The sequence below is a fragment of the Mesorhizobium delmotii genome (assembly GCF_900149755.1).
In the GTDB taxonomy this organism is placed as follows: domain Bacteria; phylum Pseudomonadota; class Alphaproteobacteria; order Rhizobiales; family Rhizobiaceae; genus Mesorhizobium; species Mesorhizobium delmotii.
On sequence record NZ_FUIG01000070.1, the window covers coordinates 1 to 14,435 of the forward strand.

The 14,435-nt window shown below is 62.2% G+C and carries 16 protein-coding genes; 5 read left to right on the forward strand and 11 right to left on the reverse strand.

Features of this window, described 5'->3' with window-relative positions:
- Window positions 1–301 precede the first annotated feature (301 nt).
- Genes BQ8482_RS32680 through BQ8482_RS32705 form a run of 6 tightly spaced genes read right to left on the reverse strand, consistent with a single transcriptional unit; the run spans window position 302 to window position 5,861 of the window.
- The gene (locus BQ8482_RS32680; protein WP_123151305.1) at window positions 302–994 is read right to left on the reverse strand and encodes an amino acid ABC transporter permease; all 693 of its coding nucleotides are present in this window, start codon (window positions 992–994) and stop codon (window positions 302–304) included.
- 19 nt (window positions 995–1,013) lie between these two features.
- Complete coding sequence (locus tag BQ8482_RS32685; protein ID WP_123151306.1) at window positions 1,014–1,721, reverse strand: amino acid ABC transporter permease; 708 nt, start codon at window positions 1,719–1,721, stop codon at window positions 1,014–1,016.
- A gap of 56 nt (window positions 1,722–1,777) precedes the next feature.
- A complete protein-coding gene (locus BQ8482_RS32690; protein WP_123151507.1) occupies window positions 1,778–2,602 on the reverse strand; it encodes an amino acid ABC transporter substrate-binding protein in 825 nt (274 codons plus the stop codon).
- Window positions 2,603–2,618: 16 nt separating this feature from the next.
- Window positions 2,619–3,359: an amino acid ABC transporter ATP-binding protein gene (locus BQ8482_RS32695; RefSeq protein ID WP_123151307.1), complete on the reverse strand. Its 741-nt coding sequence runs from the start codon at window positions 3,357–3,359 to the stop codon at window positions 2,619–2,621.
- A complete protein-coding gene (locus tag BQ8482_RS32700) occupies window positions 3,352–4,866 on the reverse strand; it encodes an NAD(P)-binding domain-containing protein (protein WP_123151308.1) in 1,515 nt (504 codons plus the stop codon). The genes BQ8482_RS32695 and BQ8482_RS32700 overlap by 8 nt, the downstream gene beginning before the upstream one ends.
- Window positions 4,863–5,861, reverse strand: coding sequence for a LysR family transcriptional regulator (locus BQ8482_RS32705; protein ID WP_123151309.1), 999 nt, complete (start codon window positions 5,859–5,861; stop codon window positions 4,863–4,865). Before BQ8482_RS32705 ends, BQ8482_RS32700 begins: the two co-directional genes overlap by 4 nt.
- A 161-nt stretch (window positions 5,862–6,022) precedes the next feature.
- On the opposite strand from BQ8482_RS32705, the gene BQ8482_RS32710 reads away from it, so the two are divergent.
- Together BQ8482_RS32710 and BQ8482_RS32715 are read left to right on the forward strand one after the other, a co-directional pair.
- Window positions 6,023–6,505: a CMD domain-containing protein gene (locus BQ8482_RS32710; protein ID WP_123151310.1), complete on the forward strand. Its 483-nt coding sequence runs from the start codon at window positions 6,023–6,025 to the stop codon at window positions 6,503–6,505.
- The gene (locus BQ8482_RS32715; protein ID WP_123151311.1) at window positions 6,502–7,077 is read left to right on the forward strand and encodes a peroxidase-related enzyme; all 576 of its coding nucleotides are present in this window, start codon (window positions 6,502–6,504) and stop codon (window positions 7,075–7,077) included. Before BQ8482_RS32710 ends, BQ8482_RS32715 begins: the two co-directional genes overlap by 4 nt.
- A 125-nt stretch (window positions 7,078–7,202) precedes the next feature.
- On the opposite strand, the gene BQ8482_RS32720 is transcribed toward BQ8482_RS32715, so the two are convergent.
- Entirely contained in the window at window positions 7,203–7,490 is a 288-nt protein-coding gene (locus BQ8482_RS32720) for a pyocin activator PrtN family protein (protein ID WP_123151312.1), read from the reverse strand.
- Between the two features lie 98 nt (window positions 7,491–7,588).
- Between BQ8482_RS32720 and dusA the strand changes: the two genes are divergently transcribed.
- The gene (gene dusA, locus BQ8482_RS32725) at window positions 7,589–8,584 is read left to right on the forward strand and encodes a tRNA dihydrouridine(20/20a) synthase DusA (RefSeq protein ID WP_165848810.1); all 996 of its coding nucleotides are present in this window, start codon (window positions 7,589–7,591) and stop codon (window positions 8,582–8,584) included.
- 97 nt (window positions 8,585–8,681) lie between these two features.
- On the opposite strand, the gene BQ8482_RS32730 is transcribed toward dusA, so the two are convergent.
- Window positions 8,682–9,617: an AraC family transcriptional regulator gene (locus tag BQ8482_RS32730; RefSeq protein ID WP_123151313.1), complete on the reverse strand. Its 936-nt coding sequence runs from the start codon at window positions 9,615–9,617 to the stop codon at window positions 8,682–8,684.
- Window positions 9,618–9,877: 260 nt separating this feature from the next.
- Here BQ8482_RS32730 and BQ8482_RS32740 point away from each other — a divergent pair, with 260 nt between their 5' ends.
- Window positions 9,878–10,621: an SDR family oxidoreductase gene (locus BQ8482_RS32740; RefSeq protein ID WP_123151314.1), complete on the forward strand. Its 744-nt coding sequence runs from the start codon at window positions 9,878–9,880 to the stop codon at window positions 10,619–10,621.
- A 24-nt stretch (window positions 10,622–10,645) separates the two neighbouring features.
- On the opposite strand, the gene BQ8482_RS32745 is transcribed toward BQ8482_RS32740, so the two are convergent.
- Window positions 10,646–11,350: a TIGR02281 family clan AA aspartic protease gene (locus BQ8482_RS32745; RefSeq protein ID WP_123151315.1), complete on the reverse strand. Its 705-nt coding sequence runs from the start codon at window positions 11,348–11,350 to the stop codon at window positions 10,646–10,648.
- Window positions 11,351–11,357: 7 nt separating this feature from the next.
- Window positions 11,358–11,591 (reverse strand): DUF1289 domain-containing protein, encoded by a 234-nt coding sequence (locus tag BQ8482_RS32750; RefSeq protein WP_123151316.1) that lies wholly within the window; start codon window positions 11,589–11,591, stop codon window positions 11,358–11,360.
- Window positions 11,592–11,773: 182 nt separating this feature from the next.
- Between BQ8482_RS32750 and BQ8482_RS32755 the strand changes: the two genes are divergently transcribed.
- Complete coding sequence (locus BQ8482_RS32755; RefSeq protein ID WP_123151317.1) at window positions 11,774–12,769, forward strand: nicotinate-nucleotide--dimethylbenzimidazole phosphoribosyltransferase; 996 nt, start codon at window positions 11,774–11,776, stop codon at window positions 12,767–12,769.
- 108 nt (window positions 12,770–12,877) lie between these two features.
- Here the strand turns inward: BQ8482_RS32755 and BQ8482_RS32760 are convergent, their stop codons facing one another.
- Complete coding sequence (locus BQ8482_RS32760; protein WP_123151318.1) at window positions 12,878–14,398, reverse strand: sensor histidine kinase; 1,521 nt, start codon at window positions 14,396–14,398, stop codon at window positions 12,878–12,880.
- Window positions 14,399–14,435: the final 37 nt, after the last annotated feature.

Consider the following 14,435-nt stretch of genomic DNA (forward strand, 5'->3'; position numbering starts at 1 on the left):
GAACTTGACGCACACAACTACAATCAGTCGTCCTGCGCGGCGGAAACCGCAGGAAATGCGGCGGCGGCGCAGACTCCGCGGGACGCCTCCGCGATAGCCGGGCTAAATCCCCTTGATGATAGCAGGCCGCGCTGGGTGGTCAGCTTTCGGATGACCTAGCCTTCTCGCTTTCGTGCACATTCAGGTGACCAATCCGGGCTCAAGCGCCGCTTCTCAGAAGCTTCCGTCGCTGCTAAGCGTGTTTTTGGTAGGATATGGGAACTTTTTTATCGGTCCGTCCAATGGGGCATGCGAGACTCCCTTAAGTTCGGGCCCTAAGGGCTGCTTCCACCCGATCGGCGCCGTGTGTGACGATATAGGCGATCACCATGTAGATGACGACAGCGATCAAGAAGGCTTCGAGGTAGTAGAAATTCAGCGCGGCGGTCAACTGGGACTGCGCAAAGATGTCAACGACCTCGATAGCGAATCCGAGAGAAAGCGCCTTCATGATCACCATGAACGAGTTGGCGAGGTCCGGGATTGCGGCTACGATCACCTGGGGAAGCATGACCCGCCGGAACAATTGGCTGCGTTTGTAGCCCAACGAGTAGGCCGCGTCCGCCTGACCGGTGTCAAAGGAGTTGAGGGCGCCCTTCACGACTTCCGCCTGGAAAGCGGCGACGCAAGCAGTCAACGCAACGATGAGCGTGACCCAGTTAGGCGTCAAGTGACCGTTGAATTCTATTCCAACAAGCGAGACCAGGAACTGGAGTGCGGGGGGAAGGCCGTAGTAGGCGAGGAAGATCACGATCACCATCGGGACGCCCTTGAAGGCGACCTTGTAGGCCACGACGAGTTCCCGCAGCACTGGTACCCGCCGATATTCGACCATCGCAAACAGGCTGCCTACGATCGTAGAGAGGACGAAGATCGCAAGCGCCATGGCGAGCGTCACAGGAACCGCGCCAAGGATGTCCCAGAGATCGGGAAGAAGAACTTCGGAATCGAACATGTGATAACCTCCTCTTCGATCAGACGCTTGCCATCATGGTATCCTTGGCCGGCGTGGCCGTTGGCGTGAACTTCGAGTTCCGCATTTCGAAGAAGCGGACGACGAGCCATGCCACGAGGCACAGCAGCGCATAGATCACTGCCAGCACGAGATAGGTTTCGAACTGGTACTGGTTGTAGTCCCTCTCCATGACCAGATGCGCGGTTGCCATCACGTCCGCCGCCCCGATGTACATGACCAGCGCAACGTTGTGGATCAGGTAGATGATGGAGTTGCCGTAGCCGGGCAACGCGATGTGCACCGCCTGCGGCCCGACGACGCGAAGGATCTTTTGACGGACCGTGTATCCGAGACTGTCTGCGGCGTCATGCTGGCCGCGATCGACGGCCAGGTATGCCGGCCGCATGACCTCAGACAGATAACCTCCGTGGTAGAGGCTGAGCCCCAACATCGCAGCCACGGTGGGCGAGACGAAATCCTCGACCTCGAACAGGTCGACTATCAAGGGAAGTCCGTAGAAGGCGACGAACAACTGGAGGACGACTGGGACGCTCCGGGCATAGGATACGTAGAGGTCGGCCAGGTGACTGATCCCCGGTATTCTGCGCACCCGGAATGTGGTCCCGATCAGCGCCAGGCAGAAGCCGACGATCATGGCCGTGAATGTGATCGCGAGTGTCAGCGGCAATGCCTTGAGCAGCTCGGAGATCATTATGGAAAGGTCCACAGTGGAACACTCCTTCTTTCAGTCTTGGGCCTGATCGCCGGTGTCTCAGCCGGGCGTTACTTCATATACGTGGTGATGTCCTCGCCGAACCATTTCTGCGAGAACTTCGCAAGCGTGCCGTCGGCCTTGAGTTCCTTCAGCGCCTTATCGATGTCTTCGGAGAGGGCCTTGTTCTCCTCAGAGCGGTGGATCAGGACGAAGGTGTTGTTGATAGCGACGGGCTCGCTCGCCTTGATGTCGAGCTTCTGCTGGTCGATGACCGTCTGCTCGCCAAGGTTGGACGGCAGAACCAGCGCGTCGTACTTCCCGTTCTGGACCTCCTTCAGGCGATCCGGGTACGGGATGCCCGCGCTCGATGCGGTGATTTCGATCTGGTAGTCTGGGTTCTGTTCCTGCCACTGGGTAGCGAACTTGTAGATGCCGCCGCCGGCCGTGACGGGCACGATCTTCTTTCCGACGAGATCCTTCATCTCGTTGATGCCGCTGTCCTTGCGGCTATAGATCTTGATCAAGCTGGCGCCAATCGGGCTCTCCGGAATGAGAAACTGCTTTTCGCGAGCGGGCGCACGGTAGTAGCCGCCGGTTGCGATGTCGTACTTGCCAGTGACAAGTCCGGTCTCCTGAGCGATGTCGGCTGCGCCTTCCATCTCGAACTTGTACTGGGGCAGCTTCGCGTTGATGGCCTTGAGGACGTCGGGCTCGTAGCCCTGCGGCTCGACGCCGATCGCACCCCAGGACAGCGGCTTGGATTCGGCTGCCGTCGCGATCTTGATGGTGCGCACATCCTGGGCGTGGGATACGCCAGCCGTTGCGAGGGCGAATGCGACGCCGGCTACGGCGAGGGCGAAAGTACGGCGGGAAGTTGACTTAATAGAAGGCATGTCAGGCATCCTTTCTCTACTGGATTGTAAGCTCGGAATTGAGGAATTGGGCAAGGCGTGGATTCGACGGCGCGTCGAAGATCTCGGTCGGGCTGCCGTCGGCGGCGACGACGCCCCGATCCATGAAGACGATGCGGTTCGAGATGTTCTTTGCGAACTGCATCTCGTGGGTGACGAGCAGCGAGGTGATCCCCGATGACGTGACGTCCTTGATTACCCTAAGAACTTCGCCAACGAGTTCGGGATCGAGCGACGACGTGGGTTCGTCGAAGAGCATCACGTCTGGTTTGATCGCGAGCGCCCGCGCGATGCCGGTCCGCTGGAGCTGGCCACCGGAGAGCTGGGACGGGTAGCTGTCCAACTTGTCGGAGAGGCCTACCCGATTGAGCTCCTTCAGGGCGATCGCCCGCGCCTCGTCCTTTGACTTGCGCTGCACGACCATCAGCGGATCCATCACGTTCTGAATGACCGTCATGTTCTTGAAGACGTTGAACTGCTGGAAGACCATGGCCGTCCGGAGCCGGATCGCCTGTATCGCCGTGTTGTCCGGGCGCTGGTAGTCCATCTTGAGCTTATCGAACGCGATAGTGCCGGACGCCGGCTTTACCAGGTAGTTGATACACTTCAGCAGCGTGGTCTTGCCGGTGCCGCTGGGGCCGATGATCGACACCACGTCCCCGCGCTTCACAGAGAGATCGACGCCGTTCAGAACCTGCGTGCTTCCGTAGGACAGCTTTAAATCTTTGAGCTCAAGCATTTCTGGTCGGTGTCCTTTCGGGAGATGGTTCGGGAAGCGTCAGGCAATCGCTCGCCTCGTCCGTCGCGGTTTCGTCATCTGCCCATTCGTCTCCGAGGAGTTCGAGCGTGTGGAAGGCTTGCAGATCGGCGAAATGGCGCTCGCGGTCGGCGACGAAGAGCGCCCTGACGATGCCACGCGCTAGCCGGTCGGCGCCTTCGCTGATGGCAGGAATGTCACCCGTGAGTTTGCCGTGGCTCAGCGTAGCTGGGAAGTTGAAGCAGTGTATCCGGGAGAGCGCCGGGCAGGCACCCGGCTCTGTTTCGAGGAATTCAAACGCGTTTCCAAGATCGGGCGAGGCTTCGAGTTCGCCGTTCGGCATGTCAGCCGGTACGGGGAAGCGGTCACGCCACTGGCGGATGTAGGGTGCGACGGCAGCGAATTCCGGCCTGCTTGTCAGATCGATCTTGAAGCCCGTGCCGAAGACCAGGAAGTCGACTGGATATCTGCCTTTCGGCGTCGTCACCACGAGGTGATCGCCGTCCTGCTCCAGCCCGGTAATTGGGCTTCCCAAGTGTAGATGAGCCTGCGGGAACGCGCTGACGCGCAGAACGCTGGGGCGGGGTGGCGGCGTCTGTGCCCGCATGGCGTAGTCGAGAAAGCGCCACTTCCATTCGTCGGGTAAGCCGGCGAAACCGTGCACCACGCCCTGGCTGCCGATGCCGGTGAACTTGTTGATCTGTGGCAAGTCTGTGCGGCGCACGAACATGTCGAGCCGAGCCGCCCCGGCCTCGAGAGCGGTGGCGGCGTTATCCATCGCAGAAGCGCCGGCTCCTACGACGCCGATCCGCTTGCCGCGTAGCGACGCGAAATCGATAACGTCGGCGGTGTGAGCCCAGTACTTGCGCTCGATGTCGTCGGCGATGGGAGGAACGAAGGGGCCGCCCAGGCCGTCGCGGCCCGTCGCGAGCACCACGTGGCGGGCGATCATCGTTTTGGTGCGGCCGTCCTGACGGCATACGATGTCGAGCATGTCGTCCGGGCGCGGGAGGATAGCGTCGACAGTTGTCGCGTTGCGCACCGGGAGGTCGAGCACACGGCGGTACCATACCAGGTAGTCCATCCACGTCTCGCGCGGCGCCCTGTCGAGCGCCACCCAGGCGTCGCGCCCATGCAAGGCTTCGTAGTAGGCGCGGAACGTCAGCGCCGGCAGCCCCATCGCAGGCCCTGTCAGTTGCTTCGGGGAGCGAAGAGTTCGCATCCGTGCGAAGGTGACCCATGGACCCTCTCGACCGGCGGGTGCCTTGTCGAGGACGATGTGGTTGGCGACACCGAGCCGCTTCAGCATGGCTGAGGCGACAAGCCCAGCCATGCCGGCGCCGATGATCACCACATCGATTACACGTTGTCCGTCGACGACGCGGGTCGGAACCCAGGCCTTGGCCGGCAGTTCCAGCCAAGCGAGGTCCTGCTGCAGGCGCGCCTCAAGAGCGTCGAGACTGCTCGGAAACGCTGACATGTCGCTCACGATGGCGCTTCCTCGGATAGCAAAGTTTGCCCGTAGACGGTGTCGGCCAATGCGTCGTCGCCGGACGAGTCGTGCAGGCGGCAGCCAGGCATCGCCAAGGCAACCGTGCGCGCCGCATCGATCACGGCGGCGACGGTCGGCGTCATCGGCAGTGCGGCAGGTGAAATTGCGCCGAACAGGAAGGGGATCGTGTGGTCAAGCACGCGCATTATGATACCCTCGAGTGGAACGCCGCAGACGGTCGCCGGCTCGACGATCGCGACCCCCAGTCCAGCGCGGGCCATCGTGAGGGCCGTCATCGAGGCGTTGACGTCGATGATCCGCTGCGGCGTGACGCCTGCACGTTCGAGTGCCTCGTCGACGCGGTGCCGCAAGCGGTAGGGGTTCGCCAGGGTGATGATGCGGCGGTCCGCGAGATCGGCAAGGCGCACCACGTCGTTTCCGGCAAGCCGATCGCTCACGGCGAGAGCGACGACGCATGGGGCGTCGGCGACCCAGTGGACTTCAAGGCCGGGGTGTTCCAGCGGAAGGCTTGCGATCCCGAAGTCCGCCGAACGGGCAAGCACGGCCTGCACCACGTTCTCGGCCGCCAGCGCCTGCACATGAAGATGACGCGGAAGCAGGTCTGGCGCGACGGCCGCGATCGCCTGGGGTAGAACGCCGGCCGCAAGTGAAGGCGTGGCCGCGATCGTCAGCGAAGCCGGCTCATCGAGACCGATAGCGTTTGCCCGTTCGCGGATGTGGGCTAGGCTGGCGAGATGGCGCTCTACCTCGGCGTGGAAGAGTAGACCGCGCGCGGTCGGGCTGATTCGCGGTCCGCTTCGATGCAGCAGCGCATAGCCGATATCGGATTCTAGATCCTGGATAAGCCGAGTGACCGCCGGCTGAGATCGGCCAAGCAGCCGTGCCGCTCCGGTCACGCTACCGGCGGACATCACGGCTGCGAACGCTTCAAGTTGTCGGATATCGAAAGAGTTAGAATGCATACTGGACATCAACCACTCTCTGTCATGTCATTAAAGCATGACATTTCCCAATTGACGATGGGTAATAGATAAATTTTCTGCATTGAAGGCCAGATATCATTCTTATTTGACATAGTGGCCCGTCGCGCCTACCTAGATCGCATGCCTGCTGACGTACCGAGGGGCTTGCTTTGAGACTCATCGAAAACCTTGCCCCCGCAGGGCCGGGTTCCGCGCTTGCGGAAGCCATGGAGAAACGTTCGGAGATTTTGCGCCTCAGCGAAGCGGCCCACGATGCCGTGCTACTGCCGCGCGAACCCGGCGGCCTGTCTCATGGCCTCAGGGCCGCGCTCGCCGCCCGGATGGCGCGCCTCAATCGCACCCCGGCGCTCGCAGGCCACTACGACACCCTGGTCGCCCGCGCCGACGAACCGACGACAGCCTCGCTCGTCAACCCCGGCACGAACGTGACGGACCGGCGTACCGCGGAGATAGTCCGTCACGCCGATCGGCTCACGCTCGCGCCACGCGAGGCCACGCGCGCCCATGTGGACGCGTTGCGCGAGGTTGGCGTAGCCGACGCTGATATAGTCCGGCTCTCGGAGCTCGCGGCCTTCGTCAACTACCAGGTGCGCGTCATTGCGGGTATCACGCTGATCGGAGGAATGCGTTGAGCGAGGTCGTCCACACTTTCACCACCACGATACCGCGCTGGCAACCCTATGTGGTTCCAGTCGATCTCGCGACTGCTACCGACGAGCAGCGTGCGGCGATGCAGGTGACGCCGTCCAGCAAGGGCATCTCCCCCTATGTGCTCACGCTTGCGCATGACCCAGAGTCGCTCGCGGTCCGCTCGCCCCTATTTAATCTGATCATGTACGGGCGCGACGGCCTGGCGGGCAGCGAGCGCGAGCTGGGCGCCGTCGCCGCTTCCGTCGTCAACCGCTGCGTATACTGCGCCGCGGTGCACGCCTCGCGGTTCAACCACCTGACGAAGCGCACGGACGTCATCGAGGCTGTCTTCGCCGATGGTCTTGAGGCAACGCTCGACGAGCACCTCCAGGCAATCTTCGACTTCTCGGCACGCCTGTCGACCACGCCGCCCGAGGCGACCGTCGCCGACGCGCAGGCGCTTGCCGACGTCGGGCTCAATGAGCTGGAGTGTCTCGACTTGGTCCTGTCCGCTGCCATCTTCGGCTGGGCGAACCGCTTGATGCATACGCTCGGCGAGCCGATGATGGATTGAATACTACAGACGGCCCCAGATTGAAGGCATGCAATCGATCATCTGCCACGATCGATCAAGCGCCTCCAACGCCGCCTCGCAGTGCCGGCAATGGCACAGCCGACCAGCGATGGGGGAGGAAAACTCTACCGGACTGGATAGGGACAAAAGCCGTGCAACGGCCTGCATTCCCGGGCTGCAGCTGCTTGCCGCTTGTCGATATAGCCGGCCAAGTCCTGCAGATGGATGCCTTTAGCACATTTCTGACTATTCTCGATCCGTACGACTGGTAGAGCGATGTCGCCTGAGCCGAGCTTCCTAAGCATCTTCTGTAGTGTCAAATGGGAGAAGATGTCGCGCCGGACATCTTCAAGCGGAATGATGACTTTGCAACTATATTGCGCCATGAGTAGGAAAGCAGTGTTTGGCGACATCTCGGTTTACCTTTGAAATTCGGCCAAATGCGCCACATATCATAAAAGTCAGCTATGTCGATCCGCCTGATAAGCTATAAGTTAGAAAGTATGTATAAGTGATTGATAATGCAAGTAAATTTGCCATTGCACCTATGATGGATTGGACGGACCGGCATTGCCGGTTCCTCCATCGCCAGTTGACGCGCCGGGCATTGCTCTACACCGAGATGGTCGTCGCCGACGCGGTCATCCACGGCGAGCGCGAGCGCTTGCTCGGCTTCGATGGTACGGAACATCCGGTGGCGTTGCAGCTCGGCGGCTCCGATCCGCAGAAGCTTGCCGAGGCGGCGCGCATCGGCGAGGCCTTCGGCTATGACGAGATCAACCTCAATGTCGGCTGCCCATCCGACCGCGTCCAGTCGGGTACGTTCGGCGCCTGCCTGATGAAAGCACCGGTTCTGGTCGCCGATTGCGTCACGGCGATGAAAGCCTCTGTCGGCATCCCCGTCACCGTCAAATGCCGCATCGGCGTCGACGAGCAGGATCCTGAGCCGGCGCTCGATGCGCTGGCGGACGGGGTTTTCGCGGCCGGCGCAGACGCGCTGTGGGTGCATGCCCGCAAGGCGTGGCTGGAAGGGCTGAGCCCTAGGGAAAACCGCGACATCCCGCCGCTCGACTACAACAGGGTGTATCGGCTGAAGGCCAAAAATCCAAACAAATTCATCGGCATCAACGGCGGCATTCAATCCCTTGAAGAGGCGCTCGACCACATTGATCATGTCGACGGCGCCATGCTCGGCCGCGCCGCTTATCATACGCCGGGCATTCTGGCAGGCGTCGACGCGGCGTTTTACGGCGACAAACCCAAAACGTTCGATTTTGCCGCGCTGATCGATGCCATGGCGGATTATGCGGCACGCCATATCGAGCGGGGCGGGCGGCTTGGCCATGTCACCCGTCACATGGTCGGCCTGTTCCACGGTCTGCCCGGTGCGCGCCGTTACCGGCAGATCCTTTCGACCGATGCGACAAGGCCCGGCGCCGGACCGGATGTGCTGAAGGCGGCTTTCGCTGCAGTCGATTTTAGCGGGACGGACGCAGAAGCAGCGTGACAGTCCAATCGCGCAGATCATGCGGTCGCTTGCGTGTCTTCCGCGGTCTGTTCAGCAAACCAGAGGACCGTCGATAGCTCGGGCAAACCTAGTCAAGCTAAGCAGCGCTCGCCCGCTCGGCGTCCTGCATTTCTTCTTTGATCGCGTGCGACATGGATCGAGTGCGCAGCGCATCGCGCTTCGGCGGCGCCTGGAATGTGCGGCGATATTCGTGGGTGAATTGCGAGATGCTCTCGTAGCCCACCTCGAACCCGGCGCTGGTTGCCGAAAAGCCTTCATCGAGCATGAGGCGGCGTGCTTCGATCAGACGAAGCCGCTTATGGTATTGTCCCGGCGTCAGCGATGTCATGTGCTTGAAGTGCTTGTGGAAGGCGGTGAGGCTCATCGCCGCTGCCGCCGCCAAGCGCTCGACGGGAATACGCGATCGATACTCGGCTCTAAGAATCGCGATGGCCGCAGCGAGACGGCTCGCGTGGCCGTCCGGATCCGCAAGCGACCGCAGAGCAGCGCCATGCTGACCGGAGAGGAGCCAATAATGCAGCTCGTGCATAATTCCGGGGCGCAGGAGCGAGGTAGCATCCGGTCGGTCCAGCAAGCGCATCAGCCGCACTGCGCAATCCAGAATTGCGGCATTGGTGTCTTCAGCGAACAAGGTGCGTGTCTCTGACGGGCGCTGCGCACGCACGCTGCCCAACTGCGCCGCGACCTCGCGCAGGAGCGTCATCTCGAGTTCGACCGCGACGGCCAGATAGGGCTCGCGTTGGCTTGCCTGCACAATCCGTCCGACGACCGGCATGTCCGCGCTCACGATCAAGGATTGCCCGGCGGTGAAGACTTGCTGTTCCCTGCCAACAGTCATGAGCTTGGCACCCTGCAGAACCAGACAAACCAGCGGCCGATAGATCGAATGCAAGTCGCCATGTGGTGACTCGACGCACATCATCCGCAGGCCCGGCACTGGCGTCAGCGCCAGGCCGTCCCGGTTTGCGTGGCGGGCGGCATAGGTGTGAACGGCATGTTTGAGGATGTCCATGCAATGTCTCCTGCAGCGGCGCGATGCTGACGATCCTAGCATGCGGGCGGACAAACATCACGTGGGCTGCAGGATCGAGCAAGTTTTGCGCATGCGTTGGCAAGCCGTCGACCGCATAGCTCGGTATGAAATGTCCGACATTGCCGACGCAATCGCGGCGCTCTGCAGCGGGGACGGTGCCTGGGTCAACGGGCAGACGGTATTCGCAAACGGCGGGATCGTTTGACCCCGATTGGCTGGAATAGATGGAGCACAGAACGATGAAAATGACCGGAAATACGATCCTCATCACCGGCGGCGGGTCCGGGATCGGGCGGGAACTGGCGCTGCGCTTCCATGCGCTTGGAAACACTGTGATCGTTGCGGGACGGCGCAAGGAGGCGCTCGAGCGGACGATCGCCGGGCGTGAAGGCATGCACTCCATGGTCGGGAATGTTGAAGATCCGGAAGCAATCGCAGCATTTGCCAACCGCGTAGTCGCCGAGCACCCGGCGCTCAACGTGCTCATCAACAATGCCGGCGTCATGCGCCGCGAAGATCTGACCAGAACCCGCGATCTGCGCGACGCGGAGGAGACGATCGTCACCAATCTGTTCGGGCCGATCCGCCTCACCAACGCGCTGATCGACCATCTGGCGGCCCGGCAAAATGCTGTGATCGTCAACGTCTCGTCAGGCCTGGCCTTCGTGCCGCTGAGTGGCACGCCGACCTATAATGCCAGCAAGGCGGCGATCCATTCCTATACGGTGTCGTTGCGCGAGCAACTCAGGGGCAGGGTCGAAGTGATCGAGCTTGCGCCACCCGCGGTTCGCACTGAACTCACGCCCGGCCAGTCGATGCGCGACGAGTATATGCCGCTCGATGCGTTCATTGACGAGACGATGGCGTTGTTCAGCCGGGAGCCGACGCCCAAGGAGATACTGGTGGAGCGCGTGGGGTTCCTGCGCTGGGCGGAGCGGGACGGCCGGTTTGATCAAGCGGTCGAGATGCTCAACGCTCATTGAGCAGCGCCGAAGCAGCCCGACTGTTCAATCGCGCAAGATCATGCGGTCGCCGCGCACGTCGAAACCGGACAGTGAGCCGATGAAATTCATGCCGAGCAGGCTCTGGCCGAGCATGCCGGGCGCGGCGATCATCACCGGCATGTCCTTGCGCACGATCCCGCCGATCGCCAATTCGTCGGTTCTGACGGCGGCGGCGCGCGCCATGCCGTTGGCGGTGGAAACCGGGATGGTGAAATTGAGAACGGCTGGATTGAACCCGGCCGCTTGCGCGTCCTGCGCGGTCAGCACGGTGCTGGTTGCGCCGGTATCGACCACGGCCCGGACCGGCGTGCCGTTGACCATGATGCGCGCTTCGAAATGGCCATTGCCGGCCTTGTCCAGGGTCACCGTGGCATGGCCGTCCTCAAGGCCCAATGCCAGCGGACTGCCGGGAACAAGGCCCGCCGTTACCCGGCTGGCGAAATCCTGCAATTCATAACGGTATTGGTAGCCGGCGATCAGTGCGAGCACGATGACGGCCCAGGTGCCCAGATTGCGGGCCATCGTGCCCAAGGGTCTGCCTGATCTGAGCAGGCCGGCGCCGATGAGCGCGACCAATGCGCCAAGCCAGATCAGCCGGCTAAAATCGTAATTCTCGACGCCGAATGTGCTGCCGGCGGAATCGTTGAGCATGAGCAGGGCCACACCTACCCCGATCAGGATCATCAAAACCCAGAAAAACCGGTTCATATGTGGCTCACGAGAGAGCGTCGCGTTCGCGCGCGAGGCGGGTTCGGCGGGTTTCCCGGCGCGGTCTGCGTTCAACTGTTTCCAGCCGGGCCGGCAGCTCGGCCATCACGTTGCGGCGGATTTCAGGGGTCATCTCGATCCAGGCGCCGATTTCCTCGCGCGTGCGGCCGCAACCGAAGCAGAAGCCGGTTTTCATATCGATCGAACAGACCAGGATGCATGGGGATTCGATGGCCGTCATAATATTCTCTCAGGGTTCCGTCAGGAATCCCTTGTCTCGCTTCCACATGGTGTAACGGCAAGGCCAATGCAAGCCCTCCGGAATGCGCCGCCGGCAACCGCTTTCGCGTCAATGCAGGCAGTTGTGCCGGCCGAGCAAGGCGGCTATGCCGCTCACCAAATCTGGAAACGATCACCAACGACATGACCAGCGCGCTGCCCTTCGACGATTTTCGCAATCTTCTGGCGACCCTGCCGCCGGCCGACACGGCGGCCGAAGCCCGCGTCCGTGCGCTGTTTGCCAAGGCCGACAAACCCACAGGTTCGCTCGGCCGCATCGAGGACATCGCCGCGTGGCTCGCTGCCTGGAGCGGCCGTGCGCCGCCGACAGTGAACCGGCCCCTGGTGGCGATCTTCGCCGGCAATCACGGCGTCGCTCGGCACGGCATTTCGCCACGGCCTGTCGCTGCCACGGCGAACGCCGTCGAGCTTTGCGCGGCCGGGGGTGCGGCGGTCAACCAGATCTGCATCACCAATGATCTCGGGCTGAAAGTGTTCGATCTAGCGCTGCACATTCCGACCGCCGACATCACCGAGGACGCAGCACTTGACGAGCGCGGCTGCGCCGCCACCATGGCCTTCGGCATGGAGGCGATCGCCGGCGGCACCGATCTGCTTTGCCTTGGCGACCTCGGCGTCGGCAATTCCACCGTTGCAGCGACTTTGTGTGCCGCACTGTTTGGCGGCAAGGGCGCCGATTGGGTCGGATCCGGATCGGGCGCCGATGCATCGATGCGGGCGCGCAAGGCGGAAGTGGTCGATGCCGCGCTAGCCTTCCACGGCACAGGTCTCAGGGACCCGCTGGAAGCGTTGCGCCGGGTTGGCGGCCGTGAATTCGCGGCGATCGCCGGCGCCATCCTCGCCGCCCGGATGCAGAAGATTCCCGCCCTGCTCGATGGGCTAGTTGCGACTGCCGCCGCCGCGACGCTGCATGCTGCCAACCCCGCCGCGCTCAACCATTGCCTGCTTGCCAGCCTGTCGCCAGAGCCTGCGCATGCTCGGGTCGCGGAGCGGCTCGGCTTGCGCCCGCTGCTTGATCTCGGCGTGAGCCACGGCGAGGGGGCAGGAGCGGCCCTTGCGGCGGGCCTGGTCAAAGCCGCTGCGCTCACCAGTTCGGGCATGGCGGCGGCGGTTCATTAAAGCGCGTCGCGTTCGACCCGCCTCATGCGACGCGCTTTAGGTTGTTGTTTTTACGCATGTCGTTATCGCAAAACCGCTGCACACTTTTGCGCGACATGCATTAAGCGTCTATCGCCGGCGCGCAGCAACGGCTTTAGTCGGCAGCGCCGGCAATTCCTCCATAACCCGGCTCAACGGGAAGATGGCGATAGCCTCGGTGCCTTCGCGCAGTTTGGAATGGAGTTCGAACTCGCCGCCATGCATGGCGAGCAGGCTCTGGACGATCGGCAGGCCAAGCCCGGTGCCTTGTTCGGCGCTCTTGATGGCGATCGAGCCCTGGCCGAAGGCGGACAGCACGACCGGAATCTCGTCTTCCGGTATGCCAGGCCCGTTGTCCTTGACGGAGAGGTATTGGCCGCCGCCCACCGTCCAGCCGACGCGCACGCGGATCTCGCCGCCAGTCCCGGTGAACTTGATGGCGTTCGACAAAAGATTGAGCGCGATCTGTCGCACCGCGCGTTCGTCGGCGAACAGGCGCGGCAAGGCGTTTTCGAAATCCTGGACGATCCGGATATCCTTGTTGCGCGCCTTCAGCTCCATCATGTGACAGCAATCCTCGACGACGGACAGCAGCATCATCGGCTCTTCGTTGAGCTGGTAGCGGCCGGCTTCGATGCGCGACAGGTCGAGGATTTCGTTGATCAGGTCGAGCAGATGCTGGCCAGAGTCGTGGACATCGCGAGCATAGTCGCGATAGGTCGGGTTGCTCATCGGGCCGAGCACCTCGTTCGCCATCACCTCGGAGAAACCGAGAATGGCGTTGAGCGGCGTCCGCAACTCGTGGCTCATCGAGGCCAAAAACCGCGACTTTGCCAGGTTGGCGTCCTCCGCCCGTCGCCGCGCTTCGTCCGACATCGATTTCGCGGTGTCCAATTCGGCGATCAGCGCATCCTTTTCGGAGCGGAACGACAGCAACATCAAGGACGAGCGATTCAGCTGGCGCGCCACATAGACGAAGAAGGGCAGCGAGACGATCAGCAACCCGGCCATGATCAGTTCGACCGGCATCCACTGCCTGGCGCCGGCATAGGCATAGGCCGCGACAGGAACGGCGAAGGTCGCCAGCAGTGCACCGCGCAGCGATGACGCCGTGATCGCGGTCGCCGCCATGGCAAGCAGCAGCACCACCGCCTTGATCAGCTGAAACTGGTCGACCTGGCAAGCATCGCAACCGAGCCAGGCGAACCAGGCCCAGCCCAGGCCGCAAAGGAAATGGCCGATCAGGAAATCACCGTGCGTTTGCAGCGGGTTGAGTTCGGCAGCTTCCGTTAGGTCGACGCGCCTCGCCATGAACACGACGATCGTGTAGCAGATGAGTGTAAAAAGGGCCCAGACGCCAATTTCCTGACCGACGCCAGCAAACAGACCGGTCGCGGCGGTCGCCAGGACGAGAAGCGGAACTATGATCGCGCCGCCTATCATCGCACCGGCGTGGAGTTTCAACAGCTCGCGGTCGAAATCAGGATTTCCGGCCTGCTGCGAAAGACGGTCGCGCGTCTTGCGCACCGCGCGCGCCACATCGCTGTTGCGATGGGGTTTCCGGCGGTCCACAATAAACTTGTCCGCTGTGGTCGAGCGTTGCGAGGGCATGGAGACTTCAATTTATGCGGGCAGCGGTTTCAAATTG

Excerpts from the sequence above, each read along its gene's own strand:
- BQ8482_RS32745 (WP_123151315.1), bottom strand. The coding sequence starts at position 11,350 with ATGAACCGGTTTTTCTGGGTTTTGATGATCCTGATCGGGGTAGGTGTG.
- BQ8482_RS32750 (WP_123151316.1), bottom strand. The coding sequence starts at position 11,591 with ATGACGGCCATCGAATCCCCATGCATCCTGGTCTGTTCGATCGATATG.
- BQ8482_RS32705 (WP_123151309.1), bottom strand. The coding sequence starts at position 5,861 with ATGTCCAGTATGCATTCTAACTCTTTCGATATCCGACAACTTGAAGCG.
- BQ8482_RS32740 (WP_123151314.1), top strand. The coding sequence starts at position 9,878 with ATGAAAATGACCGGAAATACGATCCTCATCACCGGCGGCGGGTCCGGG.
- BQ8482_RS32695 (WP_123151307.1), bottom strand. The coding sequence starts at position 3,359 with ATGCTTGAGCTCAAAGATTTAAAGCTGTCCTACGGAAGCACGCAGGTT.
- BQ8482_RS32690 (WP_123151507.1), bottom strand. The coding sequence starts at position 2,602 with ATGCCTTCTATTAAGTCAACTTCCCGCCGTACTTTCGCCCTCGCCGTA.
- BQ8482_RS32680 (WP_123151305.1), bottom strand. The coding sequence starts at position 994 with ATGTTCGATTCCGAAGTTCTTCTTCCCGATCTCTGGGACATCCTTGGC.
- BQ8482_RS32755 (WP_123151317.1), top strand. The coding sequence starts at position 11,774 with ATGACCAGCGCGCTGCCCTTCGACGATTTTCGCAATCTTCTGGCGACC.
- BQ8482_RS32720 (WP_123151312.1), bottom strand. The coding sequence starts at position 7,490 with ATGTCGCCAAACACTGCTTTCCTACTCATGGCGCAATATAGTTGCAAA.
- BQ8482_RS32730 (WP_123151313.1), bottom strand. The coding sequence starts at position 9,617 with ATGGACATCCTCAAACATGCCGTTCACACCTATGCCGCCCGCCACGCA.
- BQ8482_RS32760 (WP_123151318.1), bottom strand. The coding sequence starts at position 14,398 with ATGCCCTCGCAACGCTCGACCACAGCGGACAAGTTTATTGTGGACCGC.